Source organism: Pantoea sp. X-Soil-TKNS-1207 (genome assembly GCF_059730485.1).
Genome location: NZ_AP035958.1, coordinates 1,197,642 through 1,213,885, shown reverse-complemented (window position 1 = coordinate 1,213,885; position 16,244 = coordinate 1,197,642). Strand labels below are relative to the sequence as shown.

Below are 16,244 nucleotides of genomic sequence, written 5' to 3'. Positions count from 1 at the left end.
AGCATGTCGATGAACGATAGTCCGCAGAAAAGAACGATCTGGACGCGTATCCATATCGACCCGCTGTTTATGCTGGTGATCCTCGGCCTGCTGGTTTATAGCGCGTTCGTTATCTGGAGCGCCAGCGGTCAGGATCCGGGCATGATGGAACGTAAAATCGGCCAGATCGTCATGGGGCTGGTGATGATGATCGTGCTGGCGCAGGTGCCGCCGCGCGTTTATGAGAGCTGGGCGCCCTATCTCTACATTATTTGTATGATATTGCTAATCGCGGTGGACGCCTTCGGCCATATCAGTAAAGGGGCGCAGCGCTGGCTGGATCTTGGCGTGGTGCGCTTCCAGCCGTCGGAAATCGCCAAAATCGCCGTACCACTGATGGTGGCGCGCTTTATCAACCGCGACGTGTGTCCGCCGACGCTGAAGAACACCGGAATTGCGTTGATCCTGATTTTCGCCCCGACCCTGTTGGTGGCAGCGCAGCCTGACCTCGGCACCGCGATTCTGATCGCCGCTTCCGGTCTGTTCGTGCTGTTCCTGTCGGGTATGAGCTGGAAGCTGATCGGCGTCGCCGTGCTGCTGGTCGCCGCCTTTATCCCCATTCTGTGGTTCTTCCTGATGCATGATTACCAGCGCGCGCGCGTGATGATGCTGCTCAACCCGGAGAGCGATCCGCTCGGTGCCGGTTACCACATTATTCAATCGAAAATTGCCATCGGTTCGGGTGGCCTGCGCGGTAAAGGCTGGATGCATGGCACCCAGTCACAGCTGGAGTTTTTGCCCGAACGACACACCGACTTTATCTTCGCGGTACTGGCCGAGGAGCTGGGGCTGGTTGGCGTATTGCTGTTGCTGGTGCTGTATCTGCTGCTGATTATGCGCGGCCTGGTTATCGCCGCACGGGCGCAAACTACGTTTGGCCGCGTCATGGCGGGCGGTTTGATGCTGATTTTATTCGTTTATGTTTTCGTTAACATTGGCATGGTAAGTGGTATCTTACCGGTGGTTGGCGTACCGCTGCCGCTGGTCAGCTACGGCGGATCGGCATTGATTGTGTTAATGGCCGGATTTGGCATCGTGATGTCGATCCATACTCATCGAAAAATGTTATCAAAAAGCGTTTAAGAGGCTGCACATGCGTAAGGACTGGCTTGGGGTTGCTCTGGCATCACTGGTACTGGCTGCCTGTTCCTCTCAGGAACCGCAGAATACCGCCCCACCACAACCGGCTTACAATGGCCCGGTGGTGGAAATTCCGGGGGTTGAACCTCGCTATGAACCGATTAATCCGTCGACCAGCCAGGATTACAGCGTTAACGGCAAAAACTACCGTGTCATCAAAGATCCTTCCAACTACAGCGAAGTGGGCTTAGCGACCTGGTACGGCGAAGAAGCGCAGGGAAATCGCACCGCGATTGGCGAATCCTACGATCCGGACGCCCTGACCGCAGCACATCCGACGCTGCCGCTGCCCAGCTATGTCCGCGTCACCAACCTGGCGAATGGCCGTCAGATTGTGGTGCGCGTCAATGACCGCGGCCCTTATACGCCGGGTCGCATTATCGATCTGTCGCGCGCCGCTGGCGATCGTCTGAACATCTCCAATAACACCCGTGTACGTGTCGACATCATCAATGTCGCGCCGGACGGCACCTTATCCGGCCCTGGCACCATCGGCACCACCGTGGCTAAGCAGAGCTACGCCCTGCCCGCCCGTCCGGACCTCGGCGGCAGCGGCGGCGGCATGGTGATGATGGGTGGCAGCAGCGCCAGTACCCCGAGCGCGCCGCCCGCGCAGGATGTCCGTGCGGTAGATAACAGCACGCTGCAAAGCAACGACAGCATGGGTGCGCCCGTGCGCAGCAGCGGTTTCCTGGGTGCGCCGCAGCCGCTGGCCAGTGGCGTGCTGGAAGGCAGCGAACCGCAGCCTGCTGCTGCGCCCGCGGTAGCGGCGGCCGCCGCGCCGGTGGCCGCATCATCGGCTCCCGTCAGCCATAGCGCCCAACCTGCCGCTGGCGGTTATGTGGTGCAGGTCGGCGCGCTGAACGATGCCGCCCGCGCACGTCAGTTAGCCACCAGCCTGGGCAAACGCTTTGGCGTACCGGGTTCGGTTGAAACCAGTGGCAATGTCTATCGCGTGCAGCTCGGCGGCTATAAAAGCCGTGCGGAAGCGGCAGCCTTGCAGCAACGCCTGAATACCGAAGCGCAGATGAGTTCCTTTATCACCACCCGTCACGAGATGTGACGGTTACCGGCAGGTATAGTGATCCCTGCTTAAACAGTTTTGCAAAGCAGGATGCCGCCAGATCAGGCGTTTGCTATAGTAAGGCACTTTTTTTAACTCTAAACCCACGGATGTTGTAGTCCTGAACATGAATACGCTGAAACCTTCTCGTTTTCTGAAACGCCTGACAGTGGGATCACTGGTCGCCCTTTCTCTCAGCCATGTCGCCTTTGCGGATGATGTTAACCTCAAAACCATGATTCCCGGCGTACCGGAGATCGACGCCGAAGCTTATGTGCTGATCGACTATAACTCTGGCAAAGTGCTGGCGGAAAAGAACGCCGATGCACGCCGTGACCCCGCCAGTCTGACCAAAATGATGACCAGCTACGTTATTGGTCAGGCGGTCAAGGCCGGTAAAATCCATCAGGATGACATCGTCACCGTGGGTAAAGATGCCTGGGCTACCGGCAACCCGGTGTTCAAAGGCTCCTCGCTGATGTTCCTCAAGCCGGGCGACCGCGTGCCGGTTTCTCAGCTGACCCGTGGCATCGTGCTGCAATCCGGTAACGACGCCTGCGTGGCGATGGCCGATTATGTGGCTGGCAGCCAGGATGCGTTTGTTAACCTGATGAACAACTACGTGCAGGCGATTGGGCTGAAAAACACCCATTTCCAGACGGTGCACGGCCTGGATGCCGACGGCCAGTACAGCTCAGCCCGCGATATGGCGCTGATCGGCCAGGCGCTGATTCGTGATGTGCCGGATGAGTACGCCGTCTACCACGAGAAAGAATTCACCTTCAACAATATCCGCCAGATGAACCGTAACGGTCTGCTGTGGGACACCAGCCTGAACGTTGACGGCATCAAAACCGGTCACACCGACGCCGCAGGTTACAACCTGGTAGCCTCCGCGACAGAAGGTCAGATGCGTTTGATCTCCGCGGTGATGGGCGGCCATACCTACAAAGGCCGTGAGACCGAGAGCAAAAAGCTGCTGACCTGGGGCTTCCGCTTCTTTGAAACCGTGGCGCCGCTGAAGGCAGGCAAAGAATTTGCCTCCGAGCCGGTGTGGTTCGGCAACAGCGACCGCGTGCAGCTCGGCGTGGAGAAAGATGCTTATCTGACCATCCCGCGTGGCCGCATGAAAGACCTGAAAGCCAGCTACGTGCTGACCAACACCGAACTGCACGCACCGCTACAGAAAAATCAGGTCGTGGGCAGCATCAACTTCCAGCTGGATGGCAAAACCATTGAACAGCGTCCGCTGGTGGTGCTGAACGAAGTGCAGGAAGGCGGCTTCATCAGCCGTATCATCGACTACATCAAACTGATGTTCCACCACTGGTTCGGCTAAGGCGCGGTGGTTGAAAAAACGCCATTCCGTCCTGATATAAGCTAATATAATTGCTCCCGCTTCGGCGGGAGCCTGTTTTTTTATGCACCGGAGTCAATATGAAAACCAAACTGAATGAACTGCTCGAATTCCCTACTCCCTTCACCTACAAAGTGATGGGTCTGGCGCAACCGGAGCTGGTTGATCAAGTGGTTGAAGTGGTGCAACGTCATGCGCCCGGCGACTATACCCCTGATGTTAAGCCGAGCAGCAAAGGCAACTATCACTCCGTTTCTATCACCATCATTGCCACACACATTGAACAGGTTGAAACCCTGTACGAAGAGCTGGGCAATATCGACATCGTTCGTATGGTGTTGTAATGCTGACGCTGGCAAAGGGTTCTTTGCCAGCGTTATACTCAGCCTCTCACTCTCTAGCGGATCTTCGTTTTGTCAGCTAATACGCTTCTTGTTCGTCAACTGGGCCAGCGCGACTGGCAACCCATCTCTGACGCCATGCACCGCTTTACCGATCAACGCGACAGCGACACACCGGATGAAATCTGGCTGGTGGAGCACAACCCGGTATTTACTCAGGGCCAGGCAGGCAAAGCCGAGCATCTGCTGATGCCAGGCGATATTCCGGTGGTGCAGAGCGACCGCGGCGGTCAGGTGACTTATCACGGACCGGGTCAGCAGGTGATGTACGTGTTGATTGACGTGAAGCGCCGGAAAATGGGGGTGCGTCAGCTGGTGACGGCGCTGGAAGAGACGGTGATTGGCACGCTGGCAGATTACGGTGTCAGCGCGCGTGCACGTCCTGACGCGCCCGGCGTGTATGTCGGTGATGAGAAGATTTGTTCGCTGGGACTGCGCATCCGCAAAGGCTGTTCCTTTCACGGTCTGGCGTTGAATGTGGCGATGGATCTGGCTCCGTTCCTGCGCATCAATCCCTGTGGATATGCGGGGATGCGCATGGCGCAGCTGAGCCAGTTTCACACCGGCGTAACCATGGCGGATGTGCAGTCACGGCTGGTGCTGCATTTCGCCCGTCTGACCGGCTTCGCCAGCAGCGAGTGGCTGAACGATGCGCTGCCCGTCTGACCTTGTCTGTATGTGCTCATTTACAAATTTGTAACCTAACGACATCCTTAGCGGCTGCTTCCCTCGCTGCGAGATGATATAATTTTTGCAATTTTTTCAAATAAAGTTGAAAGCCTGGTTCTCAGTTTGAGTGAGGAAGCTTTCAAATCGCAATCCCGACCGGAACCTGCAGATTTATGAGTAAACCAATTCAGATGGAACGTGGCGTCAAGTATCGCGATGCCGATAAAATGGCGCTAATCCCGGTGAAAACCGTGATAACCGAACGCGAGGAGATTCTGCGTAAGCCGGAGTGGATGAAGATCAAACTGCCTGCGGACTCCAGCCGCATTCAGGGTATCAAGGCCGCCATGCGCAAAAACGGCCTGCATTCAGTCTGTGAAGAAGCGTCCTGCCCCAACCTGGCAGAATGTTTTAACCACGGCACCGCCACCTTTATGATCCTTGGGGCTATCTGTACCCGTCGCTGCCCGTTCTGCGATGTGGCGCACGGCCGCCCGACGGCTCCCGATGCCAACGAACCGGTGAAACTGGCCCAGACCATCGCCGATATGGCGCTGCGTTATGTGGTTATCACCTCGGTTGACCGCGATGACCTGCGTGACGGCGGCGCTCAACACTTTGCCGACTGCATCAGCGCCATCCGCGAAAAAAGCCCGTCGATCAAAATTGAAACCCTGGTGCCGGATTTCCGTGGCCGTATGGATCGCGCGCTGGAAATCCTCACCGCCACCCCGCCGGATGTGTTTAACCACAACCTGGAAAACGTACCGCGCGTTTACCGTCAGGTGCGTCCGGGTGCCAACTATGAATGGTCACTCAAGCTGCTGGAACGTTTTAAAGAAGCGCATCCGGAAGTGCCGACCAAATCCGGTCTGATGGTCGGTCTGGGCGAAACCAATGCAGAAATCGTTGAAGTGATGCGCGATCTGCGTCGTCACGGGGTGACGATGCTGACCCTGGGTCAGTATCTGCAACCGAGTCGTCATCACCTGCCCGTGCAACGCTATGTCAGCCCGGCGGAATTTGATGAGATGAAAGCGGAAGCGATGGCGATGGGCTTTACTCACGCGGCCTGTGGCCCGTTTGTACGCTCCTCATACCATGCGGATATGCAGGCCAAAGGGCTGGAAGTAAAATAACCCTTCCCGTGCCACGGACGGCACTGCTCATCCTGCAAAACAAAAAACCAGACTGGCAGCAGTCTGGTTTTTTCTAACGTAATAAATTGTTACACTTATTGACGTTCGCCGCAGAGATTACTCTTTGTGGCTGACACGTTCGGCCGGTGCTTCTTCGGCAGTGCTTTTGGTTGCGGCGGATTCATCATCTTTCATGGCTTTTTTGAAGCCCTTGATTGCGGAACCCAGATCGCCACCCAGTGAACGTAACTTGTTGGTGCCAAAAAGCAGTACGATGAGAGCACCGATGATCAGCAGTTTGGCAATACTGATACCTTCCATAATTAACCTTTCAACCTTAGCGAAAAACGGTGACTGTTATTTACGCGCAGATCGCTGACCAGCTCAACTGCAATCTGTAACAGAGTAAGATCGGCCGCCGGAAAGCGACGGCACGATATCAGATAAAACGGCTTAAAAAAGCCTGGGTACGCGGATGTTGCGGGTTGCCTATCACCTGCTCCGGGCTGCCCTGCTCCACCACCACGCCACCATCCATAAATACTACCCGATCGGCGGCTTCGCGGGCAAAGCCAATCTCGTGCGTCACCACAATCATGGTTAAGCCCTGATCGGCCAGCGTCCGCATGGTAGCCAGCACTTCCCCCACCAGCTCAGGGTCCAGCGCTGAGGTTGGTTCATCAAACAACATCAGGGCAGGTTTGATCGCCAGCGCGCGGGCAATCGCCACCCGCTGTTGCTGACCGCCCGACAGATGGCGCGGCCAGGCATCGGCTTTATCACTCAGTCCCACCGTCGCCAGCAACTCACGCGCGTGCTGCAACGCCTGCTGGCGGGGAAACTTGTGCACCCCAATCGGTGCTTCAATGATGTTCTGCAATACCGTCATATGGGGATAGAGATTGAACTGCTGAAACACCATGCCAATTTTCTGACGCTGATGGGCGATCTTACGCGCCGACAGGCGATGCAGAATGCCTTTTTTCAGCGCGTAGCCAACCTGTTCCTCGCCGACCATAATCGAACCGGCGTTCATATCTTCCAGATGGTTGATGCAGCGCAGAAAGGTCGATTTACCCGAACCGGACGGCCCGAGGATCACCACCACCTCACCGGGAAACACATCCAGATCGATGCCTTTCAGCACCTCATTGTCGCCATAACTTTTCTGTACATTGCGGGCGCGCACCAGCGGCTGAACGGCACTCATACATCCTCCTTCTGCAACAGCTGACGATGACCTGAAACCGCAGCATCGTCGCCGGGAGCGCGGCGCTTAGTCGCCATCACGGTGCGTTTGGTGCCACGCGCGTAGTAGCGTTCGATTGCTGACTGGCCGACGTTAAGAATCGAGGTGATGATCAGATACCAGATCACCGCCACCATCAGCATCGGGATGATTTCAAAGGTGCGGTTGTACACCGCCTGCACCGAATAGAGCAGGTCGCCCATGGCGATCACGCTCACCAGCGAGGTGGCTTTGATCATGCTGATCAACTGGTTGCCGGTGGGCGGAATGATGGAACGCATCGCCTGCGGGATAATGATACGGCGCAGCGCCCGGCTACGGCTCATCCCGAACGCCTGGGTGGTTTCCACCTGGCCGTTATCCACCGACAGCAGGCCCGCACGGATAATCTCCGCCATATAGGCCGCTTCATTCAGCGCCAGGCCGGCAATCGCCGCGGTTAACGGGGTGATCAGATCGTTGGTGTTCCAGCTGGCGAAGGTGATCCCGGTCCAGGGGATGGTGATCGATAGCGTCGGAAACAGCGTCGACAGGTTATACCAGAAGATCAGCTGCACCAGCAGCGGCGTCCCACGGAAAAACCAGATGTAGAGCGACGACAGGCCGCTCAGCAGTTTGTTCTCCGATAGCCGCCAGACCGCCAGCAGCAGGCCGAGCAGCGTGCCCAGGATCATCGATACCACGGTCAGCCCCAGCGTCACCTGTAGCCCTTTCAGCACCGAGCCTTCGGTGAACCATTTCAGCACCACCTGCCACTCAAAGTTTGGGTTGGTCGCCACCAGCCAGAGAAAGTTGGAGGCGATCACCAGCACCACAATCCATGAGACCCAGCGTCCATAAGTGGGTGCGCTGCGGGCAAAAGCCACGTCGCGCTGTTGCACGTCGGCCTTATCCCTGGCTCGCGAATCGTTGGTGTTTAAACTCATTTAGCCGCCCCTTTCGCCAGGTTACGGCCCGGCGCCTGCAACATGTTCCCGTCCAGCTTCCACTTCTTCATGATGGCGGCATAGGTGCCGTTGCTGAACAACTCTTTATAGGCATCCAGCACCACGCTGCCCAGCTCAGAGCCTTTTGGCACCACGGTGCCCTGGAAGATATCGCCGAAACCATTTTTCTGGCCTTTGCCAGACAATTCCAGCTGGCCATGGGCCTGCTCAACAAAGTAAGTCAGCGGCGCCTGTGACGAGAAGAACGCATCAGAACGCTTCGAACGCACCGCCAGAATCGATGAAGGCTGATCGGTGAACGACTGCACTACCACCGCCGGTTTACCCGCTGCCACGCAGGCATCGGACTGCTTGCGAATCACCTGCTCGGCGGAACCGGCAGCCATTACCGCAATGCGCTTACCGCAGGTGTCATCCAGACCGTTAATCTTCGCCGGATTGCCTTTTTGCACGCCGAACACCACGAATTCCTGCACAAAGTCGATAAAGTCGACCTTCTCCTGACGGTCCGGATAGTCGCCAATCGGACCAATCGCCAGCTGGTAGCGACCCGAGTTAATCCCGGTCAGCACGCCAGACAGGCCGCTGACGGTGGCGTGTTCAATCTTTACGCCCAGCAACTGACCCAGCGCCTCGGAGAGATCGGCTGAGGCACCGTCCATTGAATGCGGACCATTGACGATCTCATACGGCGGAAAAGAACCGTTGTTAACAGCAACCATTTTGCCCGCGCTTTTGATATCAGCGGGCAGACGATCGTGCAGCGCCTGATCCACTTTTTGCGTCGGGATAGCATCGGCAGCCTGGGCGAAGGTGGCCGTCAGACCCAGTGCCAGCGCAATGGCGGTAGTGATTTTTTTCATGCGGTGATTTCCCCAGAGCTGTCAGTGTGTTTTTAATTCCGGTCGGGCAAAACGTCGGTTCTCGAGAACCGGCAAAACGCTGCGCGCGTAAGCAATACGTTGTGGATCGAGGTCCGCAAACACCAGCGCCGCCGACTCCGGCGCTTTGGCAATCGCCACGCCGAGCGGGTCGATGACCAGGCTGTTACCGATATTGCGCGGGCCACATTCCCCCACCGCCACCATATAGCAGGTGTTTTCCAGCGCGCGTGCCGTGGTCAGCAGCTCCCAGTGCATCTCCTTCAGCGGACCTTTCACCCAGGCGGCAGGCAGCACCAGCACATCGGCGCCATCCAGCACCAGGCGACGCGCCAGCTCCGGGAAACGCACGTCATAACAGGTCATCAGCCCAACCTGCATTCCTGCCACCTCAACCAGCGGCGGAATGACATCGCCAGGGTTGACGCGCTGCGACTCCTGCATGGCGAACGCATCGTACAGGTGCAGTTTTACGTATTCAGCGATGATTTCACCATTGCGTATGGCAATCAGCACGTTCAGCGCTTTCTGCCCTTCGGTCGGTACATGCACGCTCATCATGGTGGTCAGGGCGTTACCTTTACTCACCGCCAGCAGTTGCGTCAGGAACGGGCCATCCAGCGGCTGGGCCGCTTTCAGCACCAGGTCAGGATCGGCGATATCACGCGCCAGCACGCCTTCCGGCAGCACCAGCAAATCGGCGCCACCCGCCAGCGCCTTGTTCATCAGGCCGATACAGATATCGGCGTTTTCCTGCCATTCGCGGCTGACCGCAAATTGTCCCATTGCTACTTTCATCATTACTCCCCCTGCGCCGCTGCCGGGAAAATCACCTCCGGCGTCAGCAACGTTTTGGTTAAGCCCTGTTCGAACAGTTCACTGGCGAAATCCGCAATCATCTTTTTATTCGCGATAAAACCGTTTTGATTCCAGTCGGCCGGTAATTCCTGCGCGGTGCGTCGCAAATCATCCAGTAACCACGGCGTGGTGTCGGCGTATTTCTCGCGTTTCTTCATCCACAACTCATACGAACGATCGATAAGGTCGCTCAGCGCCTGAGGCAGCCATGGATGTTCGGCGGCCAGCGCCGGTTTGATCGCCAGGATATGGATACCCGGAACATAGCCTACCCGGTTGAAGTAGTCGCGCTCGGCGCTGACAAAATCCAGCTGCAACTGACGCAGACCCGATTCCGGCAGGAAAAAACCCTCCGGCATAAAGGGGGTGAACACCGCATCCAGCTCACCGGCTTTCAGCAGCTCAATTAGCGGGCGTTCACCTGGCGCCACGTCGATACGCCCCGGACGACCAAATCCGGCAAGACGATCAACGATCGGATGCTCCTCCGTCAGCCGTCCGGCAAACCAGTAAGCATCGTCGATATCGACACCCGCTTCGCGCAGTACGGTACGCGTCCAGGTGTTACCGGAGTCCTGCCAGCCGGTGACGCCGATTTTTTTGCCTTTCAATTGCGCAGGCGTGGTAATCGGGCTGTCGGCGGTAGTGATGATGCAGCGCTGACGAAAGCCGCGCATCAGAAAGTGCGGCAGACCGAGCAGCGAGGTATCGCCTTTGGCGCGTGCCTGAGCATAGCGGCTGAACGAAACTTCGCCAGCATCGTATTTTTCACTGCTGCCAAGGTTATCAACCAGCGTGCCAACGCGGTCAATTTCCAGCTGAAAGCCTTCCGGCTTGATGTCGCCGAGCGCCAGCGGCGTGAAGTAATCCCAGTCACGAACCGCCAGTCTGATGGTTACCATAGTTGTCGTTTCCCCGTCTTTCCTGTGTGCAGTCAGGCTGCGTTTATTTATTCAGCAAATAGTGCTTGAATTTGATACTAAATCGGGAATACTAATCTGAACAATAAATTCTTTGTTACTGAACAAAGGTTTTTCTTATGACGCAAACGGTAGATATCGAGTGGTTCAGCGCGCAAATTACCGATGCGTCGGTGAAGGGCATTACGCTTGTCGCTTCAACATTAATTCGCGACGGTCAGATTGCCGTGGGGATGCAAATGCCCGCGGTGCGCGAGCTGGCAGAGCTGCTGGGAGTAAGTCCGGCGACGGTGTCGGCGGCCTGGTCGCAGCTGAAAAAACAGAAGGTGCTGGCCGGTAAGGGGCGCAGTGGCGTGTGGGTGTGCGGCAACACGGTGATGCCGCGGCCTATTCGTTTTGAAAAAATCGGCAACTATGGCGATAACATTCAGGCGGATCTGGCGATGGCCTCGCCCGATCCGGCGCTGCTGCCGGATTTGCAACAGGCCATGCTGGCGGGCATCCAGTCGCCCCAGCTTAACAGCTACCAGCGTGAGGCCATCTCACCACAGCTGCTGGCCGCCATTGCTCCGCGCTGGCCCTACCCGGCTGAGGCGTGGCTTGCCACGGACGGGGGCTTCGATGCGATGAATTTGATCGTGCAGACGCTGCTGTCGCCGGGCGACCGGGTGATGATTGAAGATCCTACCGCCACTCGTCTGCTTGATATGCTGGATAACATCGGGGCGGAAATTCTGCCGCTACCCTGTGACGATCAGGGGCCGATTCCGGCCGCACTGGCGGCGCAGCTGCTTAAATCGCCGGCGATGTTTATCTACCAGCCGCGTACGCATTCAACCACGGGACATACGGTGACACAGCAGCGCAGTGCTGAACTGGCGCGGGTGCTGGCCAACAGTAAGACGTTAATTGTTGAGGATGATGGCATTGGCGATCTGTCACGCTGGCCGGTGTGGAGCCTCGGGTTTTATTATCCGGAACGCGTGGTGCATGTGCATTCGTTCTCCAAAGCCTATGGCCCGGATCTGCGCCTCGCCGTCCTTTCCGCCACCAGTGAACTGGTGAAACGCATTCAGGCATGGCGCAACTTCGGCGTGAGCTGGACCAGTCGCATTTTGCAGGATGCGGTTGCCTGGATGCTGACTGACGTCGATACACAACAAAAAGTGCAGCAGGCCAAAATCCTCTATACGGAACGTCGTCAGAAGCTACGCCATGCCCTGCTGGCGCGCGGTATGCCATTGGAGGAACGTGATGGATTGAGCCTGTATATTCCTGTTGCCTCGGAACAATACGCGATGATCACCCTGGCGGCGCGGGGTATCGCCGTCGTGCCGGGTGAGCGCTACAGTATCAATGCCGAACAATTCATTCGCGTCAGTACCGCGCTGCTGCCGCTGCAACAACTCGACAGCATTGCTGACGCGCTGGTGATTGCTTCCGGGCGGGAGATTAACCTCAGCCCAAATCTTTGATGTGATAACGCGGGGATTCGACATAACCCTCGCGTGCATAGAACTGGTTCGCTTTCAGCCGCGAGGCGTGACAATGCACTTCCATACGGTTGCAGCCGCGCGCGCGCGCCAGCTGTTCGGCATAGCTGAGTAGCTGCTGGCCGCTGCCTTTGCTGCGTTCACCTTCGGCAATACAAAAGTAGCTGATGCGGGCAAAATCCCCGGCCAGCGCCAGCTGCGGGATAAAGTGCAGCGAGAGAAAACCGAGCACCTGACTGCCATGTTCGGCCACCAGCAATACTTCATCCGGATGACTACAAAGCTGTGCTAAACGTGTTTCAATAAACTCTTCCGTGCCTGCATAACCCAGTTCGGTCAGCAGCGCGCTCAGAGCAAAACTGTCTTGCGCCTGTGCCTGACGTATATTCATCCTGCCTCCTCAGTAATCCATTTCCTGCTGTTATATAGCGTTGTCAGCAAAAAAGCTGCAAGTAAGGATTGTTATGGGGATGTTACAAGGATTATCTGTGAGTTGCCCCGCAGATTGTGCCCTGTCATGCCTCTGTCATCAGGGCTTAAGGCAGGGTTAATGTTGCTTTGCCATGCTGGCCTGAATGAATCAGGAGGCAAGCGCAATGAAGAGAATGATCCCACGCACCCTGGATGAGATGCTGGCATTAGCCATCAGCACCTTAGCCGTTATCGCATGGGCCACGATTTGGTGGCAGGCATAAAAAAACCCGCCAGAGGCGGGTTTTTAGAATTCTGCGTGTTAACTTACAGGCTGATAACGTTAGCAGCAGATGGGCCTTTAGCGCCGTCGGTGATTTCAAACTCAACGCGCTGACCTTCAGCCAGAGTTTTGAAGCCGTTGCTCTGGATCGCAGAGAAGTGTACGAATACATCTTTGCTGCCATCTTCAGGAGTAATGAAACCGAATCCTTTGGATTCATTAAACCACTTAACGTTACCTTTGATCTTGGACATCTATATTACCTTTACATGAAAAATGGACACTAAACTGTGTCGGCGTCTAGTACAGCAATTGCGGTGACATTTGTCCAGTGCGAATTGATGAAAAAGTGATAAATATCGTCTTTTTCGTCAGCCTTTACACTTTCAGCACGTCTTAATCCGCTAAAACTGGAATCTTAACCAGGCAAAATAGACATTGCCGTTGTTATAAGTGCCTGGAATATAAGTCATTTGGAAGGTTACTGGCCCATAACCTACGGATGCCAGCGGCAATAAAACCGGAATCGGGATATAATTCCAGTTATCTCTGGCAGTAACCCCCGCAGTGTAGCCTGCGCCGATGTGAAAATTCTCATCACTCAACGGACACCAGGTCGCTTCCCAACCGTAGCCGCCAATCGGCTCCCACTTGTTGAAAGAATCCTTAAACGCCATCAGATAGAGGCCGTGCCAGTTGCCTTTCTCATCCCAGCGCGAGACGCCACCACCCGCGCCCCACGGGCGTTCATTGTATTTATTGATATGCTCGTCGTCGTAGGTCCAGCGGTTATGCCAGGTAATCGCGGGCAGATAAAAATCATAATTTTGCGGCTGCGACCAGGTCTCAGCCACATTGTTACTGAAGGTGTTCCAGCCTGACTTGATAGTCTGAACAGCGGAGTCTGCCTGGGCAGAAAAAGTGACGCCAAAGGTCAACATGCAGCCAACACAGGCTGCAGCAATGTACCGATTCACAACAATTATTCCTGTAAAACAATTTCTGAGAGGGCAGAACGCTGCTTATCGCGCAGGGTGAACACCCCATATCTACCTGATTCAACGCTACTACCTGAAAAGTTTAATGAAACGCACCGGAAAACTCCCCAGGCATTGTCTGGATAATCAGACATGCAGATGATTAATTTTACCGCAATGAAGAAAGGCTTCTGGAACGAGGGATAAACGAAATACGCATTAGCGGAAAAGACAAAAAGTGCACTCCCTTCTTCTTAATCACCTTAAGAAATTACTTAATTTTCAGTTACCTGAATCTCATTATTAATTACGTAAATAAATTAATGAAATTTATCGTTTGAACTAAAGGGATGAATGAGATAAATCTCAGTGTTCCAGGAGGGAGATGAAGAGGAATGCTGATGACTATCCGTTGTAGCCGTTGTGGATGTGCCAGGTTTTTTTATACGCGGCCAGGCACCAAACACGCCAGGGAGCAGAGCCACCATGGTGCCTGCTGCGCAGGCTGCCAGAAACCGCTAAATCTGCGCGATTTGAATCTTCCCATCTCACGCACCTTCGAAAATCTTTTCACTAATGCAAAGTAAGCATTATCAGGCACCCTCGGGTGCCTGAACTTGTCAGAAAATCAGTTTAAACACACCAGTCAGCGTCAACAGCCCAACAATAAATATGATTGCGATGATCCACAGGATTATTTTCATTTTCCGCTCCTTGTTGCGTTATTAATAGCGTCTGTTCACTCCAGTATAGATGAACATCCTGCGTCTGCCGCCATTTGCGAGAACCATCACGGCCCCCTGCTGCCACTTCGCTTACTTCAGGATTATTTCTGCGAGACAGGTCGCAGCTACGGATTTTTCTTAACCTTGCCGCTTCGTTCCTCAACTACGCACTGTCTAAACTTACAGCGCCTGTAGCAGGCCTCAATTGTTATCACTGCCTAAGTAACAAGGAGATTTTATGAGCACGATAAATACCAGCATGGGACGTTATAGCCTTAAGGCAAAGGACTATGGCAATCACATACGCGGAAGCATTGCCATAAATGACGAAGGTGGCACACAGCTGACCATGCAGGAGTTTGAAGAGCATTATCTTGACGATGTCGTCAACAATGTCATTTATCCCGTCACGGGTGGGAACCGTGAGATTACCCGCGCCTTGCGCGACCAGATGGTCAAAGCGGGTTTTGAACAACCGCACTGAGTTTTTGGGCCACATTTTGTGGCCCTTTGCTTTTTGAAACACTCACTTGCCGTTATTAATCAATAGTCGCAGGATGGATATCCCAATTTGAAAGGAGATCAACCCCGTGAGTGCCCTTCATCGTATCCCTTCTTCCCGGCTCCATCAGTTCGTGCAGGCTATCTGGTTACATGCTGGCAGCAGCGCCGACGAAGCGCGGCTGGTGGCCGATCATCTGGTGGCGGCGAACCTTGCTGGCCATGATTCCCACGGCGTGGGCATGATCCCGTCCTACATGATTTCGCTGTCGCAGGGTTTTCTGCAACTTAACCAGCACACCACCATTGTAAAAGATGTCGGTGCGGTGATTACCGTCAGCGGACAGAACGGTTTTGGCCAGGTGGCTGCCTGGGAAGCCATGCAGTTGGGGATTGAGCGTGCGGGCAAATTTGGCATCGCCGCCGTGGGCCTGCATCATTCGCACCATATTGGCCGCATCGGCCACTGGGCGGAGCAGTGTGCTGCGGCAGGGTTTGTCTCTTTTCACTTCGTCAACGTTCCTGGCGATCCGATGGTGGCGCCGTTTAACGGCAGCGACCGTCGTTTCGGCACCAACCCTTTCTGCGCGGTGTTCCCCCGGAGCAACGGCAAACCGCTGCTGCTTGATTTCGCCACCAGCGGTATCGCCTTTGGTAAAACCCGCGTGGCATGGAATAAAGGACAACAGGTTGCACCGGGTTATCTGATCGACCATCAGGGCAACGCCACCACCGAGCCGGGCGTGATGCATCAGGAACCCCACGGATCACTGCTGCCATTTGGTCTGCACAAAGGTTATGCGCTGGCGACCATGTGTGAAATCCTTGGCGGCGCGCTGTCCGGTGGCCGCACGACCCATGATGCAACCCTGACGACCTGCCACGATGCGATCTTCAACTGCATGACCACCATTATTGTTAACCCGGAGGCATTCGACGCACCGGCGATGCAGCAGGAAGCGGAGGCTTTCCTCAGCTGGGTGAAACGTTCACCGCAAAGCGGTGATGCACCGATTATGGTGCCGGGGGAATGGGAAGAGAACAATCGTCGTGAACGCGAGCGCGACGGCATTCCGCTGGATAGCAATAGCTGGGAGCAGATTTGCCAGGCGGCGTTACAGGCAGGAATGCCCGAGGAAGAACTGGCGGCCTTCCGCGCGCTGGCGCAATAGACCGCCACGCTGAGGCACA

The 16,244-nt window shown here is 55.6% G+C and carries 19 protein-coding genes; 9 read left to right on the top strand and 10 right to left on the bottom strand.

The features are described 5' to 3' along the window. The first annotated feature begins 9 nt into the window (after positions 1-9). The 6 genes from mrdB (at position 10) to lipA (ending at position 5,808) form a co-directional block, all read left to right on the top strand. Complete coding sequence (gene mrdB, locus AC6I8V_RS05540) at positions 10-1,122, top strand: peptidoglycan glycosyltransferase MrdB (RefSeq protein ID WP_497845773.1); 1,113 nt, start codon at positions 10-12, stop codon at positions 1,120-1,122. A gap of 10 nt (positions 1,123-1,132) precedes the next feature. Further along, a complete protein-coding gene (rlpA, locus tag AC6I8V_RS05535; RefSeq protein WP_497844903.1) occupies positions 1,133-2,242 on the top strand; it encodes an endolytic peptidoglycan transglycosylase RlpA in 1,110 nt (369 codons plus the stop codon). Positions 2,243-2,369: 127 nt separating this feature from the next. Continuing rightward, complete coding sequence (gene dacA, locus AC6I8V_RS05530) at positions 2,370-3,581, top strand: D-alanyl-D-alanine carboxypeptidase DacA (RefSeq protein WP_497844902.1); 1,212 nt, start codon at positions 2,370-2,372, stop codon at positions 3,579-3,581. A 98-nt stretch (positions 3,582-3,679) separates the two neighbouring features. Beyond that, a complete protein-coding gene (gene ybeD / locus AC6I8V_RS05525) occupies positions 3,680-3,943 on the top strand; it encodes a DUF493 family protein YbeD (protein WP_497844901.1) in 264 nt (87 codons plus the stop codon). A 69-nt stretch (positions 3,944-4,012) separates the two neighbouring features. Beyond that, the gene (lipB, locus tag AC6I8V_RS05520; protein ID WP_497844900.1) at positions 4,013-4,666 is read left to right on the top strand and encodes a lipoyl(octanoyl) transferase LipB; all 654 of its coding nucleotides are present in this window, start codon (positions 4,013-4,015) and stop codon (positions 4,664-4,666) included. 176 nt (positions 4,667-4,842) lie between these two features. Further along, positions 4,843-5,808: a lipoyl synthase gene (gene lipA, locus AC6I8V_RS05515; protein WP_497844899.1), complete on the top strand. Its 966-nt coding sequence runs from the start codon at positions 4,843-4,845 to the stop codon at positions 5,806-5,808. A 117-nt stretch (positions 5,809-5,925) separates the two neighbouring features. Here the strand turns inward: lipA and tatE are convergent, their stop codons facing one another. The 6 genes from tatE to AC6I8V_RS05485 all read right to left on the bottom strand — a co-directional run bounded on the left by tatE (position 5,926) and on the right by AC6I8V_RS05485 (position 10,645). After that, entirely contained in the window at positions 5,926-6,129 is a 204-nt protein-coding gene (tatE, locus tag AC6I8V_RS05510) for a twin-arginine translocase subunit TatE (protein WP_497844898.1), read from the bottom strand. 118 nt (positions 6,130-6,247) lie between these two features. Next, positions 6,248-7,018 (bottom strand): amino acid ABC transporter ATP-binding protein, encoded by a 771-nt coding sequence (locus tag AC6I8V_RS05505; protein ID WP_497844897.1) that lies wholly within the window; start codon positions 7,016-7,018, stop codon positions 6,248-6,250. After that, entirely contained in the window at positions 7,015-7,983 is a 969-nt protein-coding gene (locus tag AC6I8V_RS05500) for an amino acid ABC transporter permease (protein WP_497844896.1), read from the bottom strand. Before AC6I8V_RS05500 ends, AC6I8V_RS05505 begins: the two co-directional genes overlap by 4 nt. Continuing rightward, entirely contained in the window at positions 7,980-8,867 is an 888-nt protein-coding gene (locus tag AC6I8V_RS05495) for an ABC transporter substrate-binding protein (RefSeq protein WP_497844895.1), read from the bottom strand. Before AC6I8V_RS05495 ends, AC6I8V_RS05500 begins: the two co-directional genes overlap by 4 nt. A gap of 21 nt (positions 8,868-8,888) precedes the next feature. Further along, positions 8,889-9,683, bottom strand: a complete 795-nt coding sequence (locus tag AC6I8V_RS05490) for a deaminated glutathione amidase (RefSeq protein ID WP_497845772.1) — start codon at positions 9,681-9,683, stop codon at positions 8,889-8,891. Positions 9,684-9,685: 2 nt separating this feature from the next. After that, the gene (locus tag AC6I8V_RS05485; protein WP_497844894.1) at positions 9,686-10,645 is read right to left on the bottom strand and encodes an ABC transporter substrate-binding protein; all 960 of its coding nucleotides are present in this window, start codon (positions 10,643-10,645) and stop codon (positions 9,686-9,688) included. A gap of 137 nt (positions 10,646-10,782) precedes the next feature. On the opposite strand from AC6I8V_RS05485, the gene AC6I8V_RS05480 reads away from it, so the two are divergent. Then, positions 10,783-12,138, top strand: a complete 1,356-nt coding sequence (locus AC6I8V_RS05480; protein WP_497844893.1) for an aminotransferase-like domain-containing protein — start codon at positions 10,783-10,785, stop codon at positions 12,136-12,138. On the opposite strand, the gene AC6I8V_RS05475 is transcribed toward AC6I8V_RS05480, so the two are convergent. The 4 genes from AC6I8V_RS05475 to AC6I8V_RS05460 all read right to left on the bottom strand — a co-directional run bounded on the left by AC6I8V_RS05475 (position 12,122) and on the right by AC6I8V_RS05460 (position 14,531). Continuing rightward, positions 12,122-12,547 carry a GNAT family N-acetyltransferase gene (locus AC6I8V_RS05475; RefSeq protein ID WP_497844892.1) on the bottom strand — a complete coding sequence of 142 codons (426 nt, stop codon included), beginning with the start codon at positions 12,545-12,547 and terminating at the stop codon, positions 12,122-12,124. The genes AC6I8V_RS05480 and AC6I8V_RS05475 overlap by 17 nt on opposite strands. 347 nt (positions 12,548-12,894) lie before the next feature. Then, on the bottom strand, positions 12,895-13,104 hold the full coding sequence (cspE, locus tag AC6I8V_RS05470) for a transcription antiterminator/RNA stability regulator CspE (protein ID WP_006118399.1): 210 nt from the start codon (positions 13,102-13,104) through the stop codon (positions 12,895-12,897). A gap of 150 nt (positions 13,105-13,254) precedes the next feature. Then, positions 13,255-13,827: a lipid IV(A) palmitoyltransferase PagP gene (gene pagP, locus AC6I8V_RS05465; RefSeq protein ID WP_497844891.1), complete on the bottom strand. Its 573-nt coding sequence runs from the start codon at positions 13,825-13,827 to the stop codon at positions 13,255-13,257. Between the two features lie 620 nt (positions 13,828-14,447). Then, positions 14,448-14,531 carry a small membrane protein YohP gene (locus AC6I8V_RS05460; protein WP_019105993.1) on the bottom strand — a complete coding sequence of 28 codons (84 nt, stop codon included), beginning with the start codon at positions 14,529-14,531 and terminating at the stop codon, positions 14,448-14,450. Between the two features lie 259 nt (positions 14,532-14,790). On the opposite strand from AC6I8V_RS05460, the gene AC6I8V_RS05455 reads away from it, so the two are divergent. Further along, positions 14,791-15,036: a hypothetical protein gene (locus AC6I8V_RS05455; protein ID WP_084873357.1), complete on the top strand. Its 246-nt coding sequence runs from the start codon at positions 14,791-14,793 to the stop codon at positions 15,034-15,036. 106 nt (positions 15,037-15,142) lie between these two features. After that, positions 15,143-16,225 (top strand): malate/lactate/ureidoglycolate dehydrogenase, encoded by a 1,083-nt coding sequence (locus tag AC6I8V_RS05450; RefSeq protein WP_497844890.1) that lies wholly within the window; start codon positions 15,143-15,145, stop codon positions 16,223-16,225. The last annotated feature ends 19 nt before the right edge of the window (positions 16,226-16,244 follow it).